This window comes from Halochromatium sp., from assembly GCF_054919635.1.
The window spans coordinates 1-10271 of sequence record NZ_JBUDPI010000109.1; the positions used below are offsets into that span (position 1 = coordinate 1).

At 62.1% G+C, this 10271-nt stretch carries 8 protein-coding genes and 2 pseudogenes; 7 read left to right on the forward strand and 3 right to left on the reverse strand.

The annotated features are described in order from the left end of the window. From ACY693_RS08655 to ACY693_RS08665, 3 genes are all read left to right on the forward strand, one after another. Nucleotides 1-807 (forward strand): metallophosphoesterase (locus ACY693_RS08655; RefSeq protein WP_462321427.1); only part of this gene is annotated, 807 nt, incomplete at its 5' end. Between the two features lie 74 nt (nt 808-881). Further along, nucleotides 882-2093 (forward strand): multidrug effflux MFS transporter, encoded by a 1212-nt coding sequence (locus ACY693_RS08660; RefSeq protein WP_462321428.1) that lies wholly within the window; start codon nt 882-884, stop codon nt 2091-2093. Between the two features lie 2 nt (nt 2094-2095). Beyond that, nucleotides 2096-3103, forward strand: a complete 1008-nt coding sequence (locus ACY693_RS08665) for an AI-2E family transporter (protein ID WP_462321429.1) — start codon at nt 2096-2098, stop codon at nt 3101-3103. 378 nt (nt 3104-3481) lie between these two features. On the opposite strand, the gene ACY693_RS08670 is transcribed toward ACY693_RS08665, so the two are convergent. Then, nucleotides 3482-3835, reverse strand: a complete 354-nt coding sequence (locus ACY693_RS08670; RefSeq protein ID WP_462321430.1) for an HMA2 domain-containing protein — start codon at nt 3833-3835, stop codon at nt 3482-3484. A 163-nt stretch (nt 3836-3998) separates the two neighbouring features. Between ACY693_RS08670 and ACY693_RS08675 the strand changes: the two genes are divergently transcribed. Next, on the forward strand, nt 3999-4346 hold the full coding sequence (locus tag ACY693_RS08675; RefSeq protein WP_462321431.1) for a cupin domain-containing protein: 348 nt from the start codon (nt 3999-4001) through the stop codon (nt 4344-4346). Between the two features lie 47 nt (nt 4347-4393). Next, on the forward strand, nt 4394-5437 hold the full coding sequence (gene dmeF / locus ACY693_RS08680; RefSeq protein ID WP_462321432.1) for a CDF family Co(II)/Ni(II) efflux transporter DmeF: 1044 nt from the start codon (nt 4394-4396) through the stop codon (nt 5435-5437). 114 nt (nt 5438-5551) lie between these two features. Here dmeF and ACY693_RS08685 read toward each other — a convergent pair whose 3' ends face one another. Beyond that, the gene (locus ACY693_RS08685; protein ID WP_462321433.1) at nt 5552-6595 is read right to left on the reverse strand and encodes a cytochrome-c peroxidase; all 1044 of its coding nucleotides are present in this window, start codon (nt 6593-6595) and stop codon (nt 5552-5554) included. 311 nt (nt 6596-6906) lie between these two features. Here ACY693_RS08685 and ACY693_RS08690 point away from each other — a divergent pair, with 311 nt between their 5' ends. Together ACY693_RS08690 and guaB are read left to right on the forward strand one after the other, a co-directional pair. After that, nucleotides 6907-8172, forward strand: coding sequence for an LbtU family siderophore porin (locus tag ACY693_RS08690; protein ID WP_462321434.1), 1266 nt, complete (start codon nt 6907-6909; stop codon nt 8170-8172). 175 nt (nt 8173-8347) lie between these two features. Beyond that, nucleotides 8348-9832: pseudogene (guaB, locus tag ACY693_RS08695) on the forward strand (IMP dehydrogenase). Nucleotides 9833-9890: 58 nt separating this feature from the next. Here the strand turns inward: guaB and ACY693_RS08700 are convergent. Then, a pseudogene (locus ACY693_RS08700) lies at nt 9891-10271 on the reverse strand (hypothetical protein); the annotation flags it as partial.

Consider the following 10271-nt stretch of genomic DNA (forward strand, 5'->3'; position numbering starts at 1 on the left):
CTGGATATCGATCTGCTGGTCGATCGACTTGCGCGCCTATTTGGCCTCTATCGCTGGGGATATCGTGGCTTCACCGACCTACGTCTGCGTGAGAACCCGGTACGTCATCCTGCGCTGCCTCGCACACTCGACGGTTTTCGCCTGCTGCAGCTAAGCGATCTGCACCTCGACCTCGATCCAGCACTCCTGCCGGCGATCCGGCGCTGTCTAGACGGGGTCGCCTATGACCTGGTGGTCTTGACGGGCGACTTCCGCAACACCACCGATGCCGACCATGGCCCCTCGGTCGAGCAGACGCTGGCGCTGCTGGATCTGTTCGACCGACCTGTCTATGGCATCCTCGGCAATCACGATTTCATCGAGATCGTGCAGCCACTCGAACGCGCTGGCATGCGTTTCCTGCTCAATGAGGTCGCTGAGATCCGCCACAGCGATGGCTCGTTCTACCTCGCCGGCATTGATGACCCGCATTTCTATCGCACCGATGATCTCGCTGGCGTGCGCGAGCTGATGCCTGATAGCGCCTTCAAGGTCTTGCTGAGCCATTCCCCCGAGACCTACCGGGATGCGGCAGCCTATGGCTTCGACCTGATGCTCAGCGGCCACACCCACGGCGGCCAGATCTGCTTGCCCGGCGGCTATGCGCTGATCAAGGTCTGCGACGTGCCGCGTCGCCTGCTCGCTGGCGCCTGGACCCATCGCAGCCTCCAGGGCTATACATCTGCGGGTACCGGCGCTTGCGGTGTTCCGCTACGCTATTTCTGCCCACCTGAGATCACCCTGCACAGGTTCGAGGCACCTAGCTGAGGGCGTTCTCGAGCTGAGCGCAGGGGCCTCTCGCATTCGACGACAATGGATAGCCTTCACGGGCGCAGCAACTGATGAAACACCCCGCCTCCGCCGCCACCGCCACCGCTGTTCCTTCGGTCTTCATCCTCGCGTTCATGGCCTCGCTAGGGCCGTTCGGTGATACCGAGTACACGCCCTCATTGCCCAGCATCGCGCACGGGCTCGACATCACCTATGCTCAGGCACAGCTGAGCATGACGGTCTATCTGGCTGGCTTTGCGTTGAGCCAGATCCTCTGGGGACCGCTCTCGGATCGCTTCGGCCGGCGACCGATGATCCTGATCGCGATCGCGACCTTCCTGGTCGGGTCATTGATCTGCGCCTTCAGTACCGACCTGAGCATGCTGCTCGCGGGGCGCCTGATTCAGTCGCTGGGGGCCAGCGCTGGTGGCACCATCTCGAATGCTGCAGTGCGTGATGCCTTCCCGGAAGAACTGCGCACCCGGATCTTCCTACAGGTCAACACCATCTTTGCGCTGGCGCCCGGCGTTGGGCCCATCGCCGGCAGCCTGGTCGACCACTACTTCGGCTGGCAATACAACTTCTATCTGCTCGCCGTGCTCGCGGTGCTCTTGTTGATCGCGCTCTTCTTTCGCTTTCCCGAGACCAATCGCAACCTGAATCTGGATGCCACCAAGCCGCGGGTCTTCGTCACCACCTACCTGTCGCTGCTCGCCAAGCCGGTCTATCTCTATTATGTGCTGATCCTCGGGCTCGGCTTCGGTCTCACCTATGCCTCGCTCGTTGAGGCGCCACATCTGGTGATCACCGAGCTGGGCTATCCGTCGAAGATGTTCGTCGTGGTGGCCTTCTGTATTGTCGCCGCGTTCATCATTGGCGCCTCGCTCGCAACCGTGCTCAGCCGCTATCTCACTGATCCGTCGTTGATCCTGAGCGGGCTCGGGATCATGCTTGTCGGCTCGATCGCGATCGGCGTCTTCGACGAATTCCATCTCGTCACGCTCACCACCATGCTCGGCTCGATCTCGGTGATCTATGTCGGCATTGCCTTCGTGGTGCCGGTGGCCACCGCGCGCGCCGTGGCGCCGTTCGAATCCATTGTGGGCTCCGCCTCCTCGCTGATGGGCGGACTCAGCATGGGCTTGGCGTCGCTGGCGACGCTCTACGTAGCCATGCTGCCAGGTCGCTCGGTTGAGGTGATGTTCATCGCCTTTAGCTCGATCAGTGCCTTCGGCGTGCTGCTAACGCTCATCGTCTTCATCTTTTGGCGCAAAGCCCTCTAGTCATGGAGATCACGGAGCGTCGAATTCAGACCATCAGCCTGGTGGTGCTGACCGTCATCGTCTGCGGCGTCGTGCTGCATCTGCTAAAGATCGTCTTTCTGCCGTTCGTGCTGGCGGTCTTCGTCTCGCTTGGACTCTCCGCACTGGTCGGTCTACAGGTCAGATACCTGCGATTGCCGATCAATCTTGCCGTGGTGAGTACGCTGCTGCTGACGCTGGTGCTGTTCTGGCTCGCCGGGCTGCTGATCGTCACCTCGGTCGAGCAGATGATCAGCTCGGCCTCGGTCTATGAGACTCAGCTGAATCGCTTGATGCAAGAGGGCTTTCGGTTGCTGCGCGTCGAGCACATCGGCATTGACTCAGCTGCATTGACACAGCCGCTACAGCAATTGCCGATCCAGACGCTGATCGAGGACCTTGGCAGCAATCTTCTGGACATGGCCTCAATGACCACGATGGTCTTCCTGTACGTGATCTATCTCCTCTTCCTGCTGCCACGACAACGGCAAGAGCCCGCACTCTGGCGGGAGATCACCGCGCGGGTGCGCGCCTATCTCATCGCGAAGACCGCCACCTCGGCCGCGCTTGGACTCTTGATCGGACTCGTCTTGGCCTTCTGCGAGATCCAATTCGCGATGCTCTTCGGGCTGCTTGCCTTCATGCTCAATTTTGTGCCGATGGCCGGTCCCGTGATCGCTGCCTTGGCCCCCTGGCCCATCATCCTGCTCTCCCCGGACCTTGGCTTGGTGGCAATGCTGATCAGCCTGTTCACCCCTGGCACCCTGTTCTTCGTCATCGGCAACTTCGTCGAGCCCAAGGTCCTCGGCCGCTCTGTCCAGTTACAACCGCTAGCAGTACTGCTAGCGCTGATCTTCTGGGGCGTTCTCTGGGGGCCACTTGGTGTCTTGCTCGCGACGCCCATAACCGGCATCCTCACTTTGCTTGCCTCCTATTCGCCATTGACCCGGCCGATCGCGCGGCTGGTCGCGGATCGGCCGCAGCCCGGCTGAGCTCGGCGCTTGCAGACAACCTCTGCAGACAGCCGCCTGCAGAAAGCCGATAGCGCAGCATACCTGCTAGCGCTGCGGCGCGGGCCAAAGCCTAACGGCGCAGATCGGCCAAGCGGTTGGCCACTCTTGTAATGGCAGCGCTGGTTCTCAGCGTTGCTCGAGTCTTCGGGGGCACATTACCGGAGCGCGTCAGCGGCCGATTCCTGAGGGCAGCAACACAGCCTCAACCTTGCCGAGCGTGGCCGAGGGCTCGAGGGTCCCGTCCATCGGCCACTGGCCCTGCTGGCTGGGCTGTCGCTCGGTAGGAGGCTCGGCTGCAGGCTCGGCTGCAGGCTCGTCGGGGGGCGCGGTCTCCTGGAGCGGCTGTTATCGGGTCCGTCAGACCAAGGCGCCCACCAGGTTACGGGCCGACTGCTCGACGACCTTCTGCACCACGGCGCCGACTAATGCCTTGCCGAAGGTCTCGCCGAGCTTCTTGGCATGGGTTTCATCGCGCCGCACAGCGGCCATGCAACCGAGGTCTTCAAGGGCCGCAAAGAGCTCAACCCGACTCAGCAGCTCAGGGTCATACTGAACCACGATGCTCGATGCGCGCTGATTGATCTGGACCGAACGCACACCCTCCATGGCCATCAGCTTGGTTTGAGCGTTGTCGGCACGCTCGCCATAGCAACGGAAGGCCTTAGAACGCACGCGAATGCGACCGGGGACATGATGGATGTACTGGCTCATCTTTGCAGGAACTCCAACATCTAAGAGTAGGTTGCAAGGAAAATTCGCAACTGGAACGGTTCGCATTGTATCCTCAGTGCGAGGCTGATGCAAATCATTCGCATCGCTTTTTAATCCCTGTAAGTTGTGTGTCCTTTATCGAGAACGCAGAGGTATGCCACCGATGAGCAATCCCAACTGGTTAGTCTTCCAACTGCCTGAGCTGATGTCGCAGCAAGACGCCAACGCCACGCGCTTCAAGGAGCTGCTGCGGACACCCTCGTTGAGCTGCTCGCTCTATCACATCCCGGCCGGCTCGAAGGAGATGCAGAGCGCACATGAGGAAGACGAGCTCTACTTCGTGCTCGAAGGGCGCGCTCGGCTGCGCGTCGAAGACGAGGATCATCGCGTCGAGAAAGGCACCATGATGTATGTGCGCACCGCCTGTGATCACGCCTTCTTCGATATCGAGGAGGATCTGACCGTACTCGCCTTTTTCGGCAGCCCAGTACGCCATCTACCGGGCTACTAATCTGAAGCAACGCTGAAGCAGCGATCGCCCCCCGCAAGGTCTCAATCATGCATCGACACAGCAGTCTCGACACCTGGCAACACGAGCACGATTTCAGTACCAGCGCCGAGGTCCAGGCCGAGCAGCGCACGCGTTGGGTGGTCTATCTGACGCTGGTGACCATGGTCATCGAGCTCACTGCCGGCTGGCTGACCGGTTCCATGGCTCTACTGGCCGACGGCTGGCACATGGGCAGCCATGCGGCGGCGCTTGGCTTAAGCGTCTTCGCCTATGGTCTCGCGCGACGCTGGGCCAAGGATCGGCGTTTCACCTTTGGTACCGGCAAGATCCCAACCCTCGCCGGCTACAGCAGCGCCCTGCTGCTCGGGCTCGGCGCGCTCTGGATGCTGGTCGAATCCATCAGTCGGCTATTCCACCCCATCGACATCCGCTATGCCGATGCGATGCTGGTCGCCTGCCTCGGGCTGGTGGTGAATCTGGTCAGCGCTTGGATCTTGGCTCAGGGCGGTGGTCATCATCATGGCCACGGCCATCATCACGGACACGCGCACGCCCATCACCCTCCTCGTCAGGACCGCCATCACGACCATCACGACCACAATCAGGGACTGCAGCATCATGCCCAAGGCGCTGAGCACAAGGATCACAATCTGCGCGCTGCCTACCTGCACGTGCTCGCCGACGCCATGACCTCGCTGCTAGCAATCGCCGCGCTCGCTGCTGGCATGCTATTCGGCTGGCGCTTTCTCGATCCGGTGATGGGGATGGTCGGTGCTGCCTTGATCGGCAGTTGGTCCTGGGGCTTGGCGCGCGACAGCGCCCGCTCGCTGCTCGACGCCGAGGATCACAGCGATATCGCAGCTCAAATCCGAAGCCGCATCGAAGCCGAGCCCGATCTTGCGATCGCGGACTTGCATCTGTGGCGCATCGGCGCCGCCAGCCGCGCTTGCATCCTCTCGCTGGTGACGCATGAGCCACGTCCAGTCGAGGAGTACAAGCAACGGCTGCGGTCGATTCCGGGCCTCGATCACCTGACCATCGAGGTCCAACAGTGTCGTGACGAGCGCTGCCTGAACACTGAGAACCCCTAACCCCCTAATCCTCTAAACCTTAACCCCAACAAGTGCAGATCATGCTCGCAGAGGCAGGAAGAGGCAGGAGCGTAAGCGACCTACAGGGTCATTATTGATCGAGCTGCTTAGTCTTTAGAGCTCGGGCTTCGGCGTTGCGGCGGTCTCGACCGGCAACAACGGATACTCCACCACCGGCTGCTCTCCGGTCAGGCTGCGCAGGAACTCGGCAATGGTTGCGGCCTCCTCGTCGCTGAGCTGGGTACCGAGCTGCGCGGTGCCCATCACCGCGACGGCCTGCTCCAGATCCCAGATCTGGCCCGAGTGGAAGTATGGCGCCGTCAGCTCGATGTTGCGCAGCGGCGCAGCCCGAAACACGTACTCATCCGAGGCGGTCTCGGTCACTTGGAAACGCCCCTTGTCCTCCGGGGGCAGGATGTCCGCGCCCGGTCGCTTGATCAGACCGAAGGGATAGTAGTCCTGGCCACCGAAATTGATTCCGCTATGGCAGGCAGCACAGCCCTTGTCCAAGAATAGTTCCAGGCCTGCCTTCTGGTTGTCGCTCAGTGCCCCGTCATTGCCCTCGAGCCACTGATCAAAGGGTGCATTCGGGGTCACCAAGGTGACCTCGAAGGCCTCGATCGCCTTGGCCATATTATCGAAGCTGACCGGATCATCCTCGCCGGGAAAGGCGCGACCAAAGCGCTCGACGTACTCCGGCATGCTGTTCAAGGTGACGACAACCGCCTCGGGGGTATTGGCCATCTCGACTCCGGCCTGGACCGGCCCCTTCGCCTGCGCCTTCAGATCCTCCGCCCGGCCGTCCCAGAACTGAGCGGCATTGAAGACCGCGTTCAGCACCGTTGGCGCATTGCGCGGACCGGTCTGCCAGCCATGGCCAACAGATGTTGGCATGTTGTCATCACCGCCGGTACCCAGGTTATGGCAGCTATTGCAGCTGATGAAGCCGCTGGCAGAGAGGCGCGGATCGAAGAACAGCATCCGCCCAAGCTCGATCTTCTCGCGGGTTAAGGGATTGTCCGAGACCGGCTGCAGTCCGTAAGGCACCGGCTGCAGGCCCGCCGAGGTTGCTTGCTCCCGCAACGCCGAATCCTCAGCGCTCAGGACCAGGCTCGTCGTTGTCAACAAGAATGCGAATGAGATCGTTGTCGTTTTCATCAATACACTCCTCCGATGGCCAGGTACTCTGAGGTCCTGGGCCTGTTGTGAACAGCAGCCGATTCAATACCGACCGCATCCGGAACCTTAGCACGTTGCATGACCCACCACTGGCGTAGGTTTTATTACGAATAGAAACACTTCTCATTGGGTGTTGATTTCGTGACAATACTCTTAGTCGGTTTTGCAGGCGCTGTGTCATACTTAAAATAAAAAAGTATGCTACCCAGGCGTGGCCAATCCTCTCCGGCCCGTTTCGCCGGTGCAAACCACTACCCCGTTGAACCCAGAGAATCGGAGCGCGACAACGCATGAAGACACGACGACTAAGTTGGGCCATCGCGATGGTCCTGAGTGCCGGCACCGCAGGCCATGCGGGGGCACAGACCCTTGAGGAGCGCGTCCGACGCCTCGAGCAAGAGAATCGCGAGCAGGCCGCCGCAATCGATCAGCAGCAGCGCACCATCGCCCAGCAAAAACAGCAGCTCGAAGGGGCACCACAACGTATCGAGCGGCTGGAAGAGACCCTGGACACGAAGCGCGACGCCGGCCCCGGCCTCGGCGGCTGGTTCGAGAACATCGAGATCGGCGGTGTGATCGAGGTCGAAGGTGTCTACGTCGATCCCTACGAGGGCTCGAGCGAATCGGACCTGGTCCTTGCCACCTTTGAGCTGGGCATCGCCGCTCAGGTCACCGACTGGGTCGAGGTCATGGCATCGCTGCTCTACGAGGAAGACGACACCCCTCTCGAGGTGGACCTGGCAACGATCACCATCGCCAATCCCGATGTGACGCCGGTATTCTTCACGGCCGGTCAGTTCTACGTCCCCTTCGGTGCCTATGAGACCAACCTGGTCTCCGACCCACTGACGCTCGAGATCGGCGAGACCCGTGAGACCGCGGCCCAGCTTGGCTTCGTCTATCAGGGCTTCAGCGGCAGTGCCTATGCGTTCAATGGCGACAACAAGATTAACGGCGACAATCAGATTGGCAGTTGGGGCGCAAACCTCGCCTTCGCCCAAGAGCGCGAAGACCTGGTCTGGACCATCGGCGCCGGCTATATCAACGATCTTGGCGACTCCGATACCTTGCAGGACAGCGTTGCCGATAACCGCGCCGCGCGTCAGCTCGAGATCGAAGAGTTGCGTCCAGAGGAGGCAGCACAATTCAGCCTAGACCCGACCGAGCGCACCGGCGGCTGGACTGCAAACCTCGGACTGGTCTATCGCAATGTCAATCTGATCGGCGAGTATCTCTCGGCAACCGAGCGTTTCGACCCGGCTAGCCTGAGCTTCAAGGACAAGGGCGCCGAGCCCTCGGCCTGGAACATCGAGCTCGGCTACAGCTTTGAGGTCTTCGGCAAGGAGTCGGTTGCCGCCGTCGCCTATCAGGGCACCAAAGAGGCGGTCAATCTCGAGCTGCCAGAGACGCGCTGGGCGTTTGGCTGGTCGATCGGCATCTTCGACGGCACGGCGCTATCCTTTGAATATGCGCACGATAGCGACTACAGCACCCGCGATGGCGGCACCGGCAACAACTCCAACGCCTTCGTCGCTCAGCTTGCGGTGGAGTTCTGATGCGCTATGCTGGCCAGTGATCCGAGTGCGCGATCGGGCGGCGACGGATCTCCGTCGCCGCGCTGGCAAGGTTACTGTCGCTTGATGTCCAGATCGATTCAGATCGAGTGCGTTTCCGCATCCCACCGCAGCGCAACCTGAGACCGACCCATGTCAACAAAATAGGTGGCAGAACGTGGACGATGCCTTCGCCGCTGCGCCGGACGAGGCGGCTTTTTGGACCGGCAGGACCTTCGACGATTTCCTGTTCCGACCGCAGAAGACGGATTCGCAGACCCGGCGCACGATCAGCGTCAAGTCGCTGCTGACGGCGGACGTTGCGTTGGATCTGCCGATCGTTTCGTCGAACATGGACAGTGTCACCGGCGCCGACATGGCGCGGGCCATGGCCATGCACGGCGGCATTGGGGTCGTACATCGCGGCATGAGCATTGAGCGCCAGGCGTCCGAAGTCGCCGTGGTGAAACGCAGCCAAAGCGCTGTGATCGACAGCCCGCTGCGCCTGCCTATGGGCACCACGATTCGCCAAGCCAGGCGTTTCGCGCGGCAGCACGGCATCACCGGCATCCTGATCGAGACGGCCAGCGGCTCCAATGTGCTGGCCGGTTTGCTCTCGAACCGGGATACGCCGGTGCAGGATGCTGACGAGGATCGACCGGTCGACGATTTCATGACACCGCTGTCGCGCTTGGTGACCGGCGCACCGGACATCTCCACCGACGAGGCCGAACGGTTGATGTTCGACCACCGCATCGAGCGTCTGCCGCTCATCGATGGCGCGAATCGCATCCAGGGGCTCATCACACGCCGCGACATCAATCTCAACCGCAAACAGCCCGGCGCCAGCAAGGATAGCGCCGGCCAGCTCCGCTGCGCCGCTGCGGTCGGCGCGCGCGGCGCTTAGCTGGAGCGGGCCGCAGCACTGCTGGAAGCTGGCGCCGATCTGCTATTCGTCGACATCGCTCACGGTCACTCGGCCATCATGGAGCAAGCTGTTGCCGGGCTGCGTGGCCAGTTTGGCAGTGTGCCGCTGGTGTGCGGCAACGTCGCGACCAGCGCGGGTGCGCGCTTCATGCGTGATATCGGCGCCGATGCGATCAAGGTCGGGGTCGGACCCGGCCGCGGCTGCCGCACGCGGCTGGAAACGGCGGCGGGCGTGCCGCAGCTGCAGGCCATCCGTGAGGCCTATCTCGCCGTCGGTGAGAGCGTGCCGATCGTCGCTGACGGTGGCGTGAAGACCGACAAGGACATCTTTCTCGCCCTGATCTGCGGGGCGTCGACGGTGATGCTCGGCAGCGCGCTATCCGGGACCGACGAGGCGCCGGGCCAGGTGATACAAGACCCGGCGACCCACATGAAGAAGAAGATCTACCGTGGCATGACCTCGCCCGAAGCCGTGTTGGAAGCGCTCTACGACAGCGGCAGCAGCGACGAGCTCGACGCAGCGCTTGACGTCCCGCCCGAAGGTCAGGAGATCCAGGTGCCATACCGCGGCAGCGTCAGCACCATCCTGCAGCGCATCCGCGGCCACTTGCAGTCATCGGTGAGCTACGGCGGCGAAACCACGCTTGCTGCGGTGCGCGAGAAGGTCCTGCCTGATCCGACCGCGTTCCTGGTGCCGCTGAGCCCGGCCGCGCGCATCGAATCCTTCGAGCGCTGAGCGCTCGCACCTCCTCGAAGGCGGTTGCTGAGGTCGAGCGTCACGATCAGCGTGGGACTCAGTCCACCTTGTGCGGTAGCGCCAGCGGTGGCGGCTGCATCGAGCCCTGGCCCTGCGACTCAGCATCCAGCGAGACCCCCTTGAGCGCATTGACCAGGATGCCGATGGTCGAGCCATTGTGCAGCAACGCGCTGGCCACCGGCGATAACCAGCCAAGCACGGCGCCAGCGAGCACGCCGGTATTGATGCCAACCGCAGCGGTGAAGTTCTGCTGGATCAGGCGCATGGTCTTGTGCGCGATCTCCCGGGCATCGGCCACCGCTTGGAGTCGATCGTCCATCAGCACGACATCGGCCGTCGCACGGGCGATATCGGCGCCGCGCGGCATCGCGATGCCGACATCGGCCCCAAGCGTCCTCCACCTCTCCGCCCTGCCCGT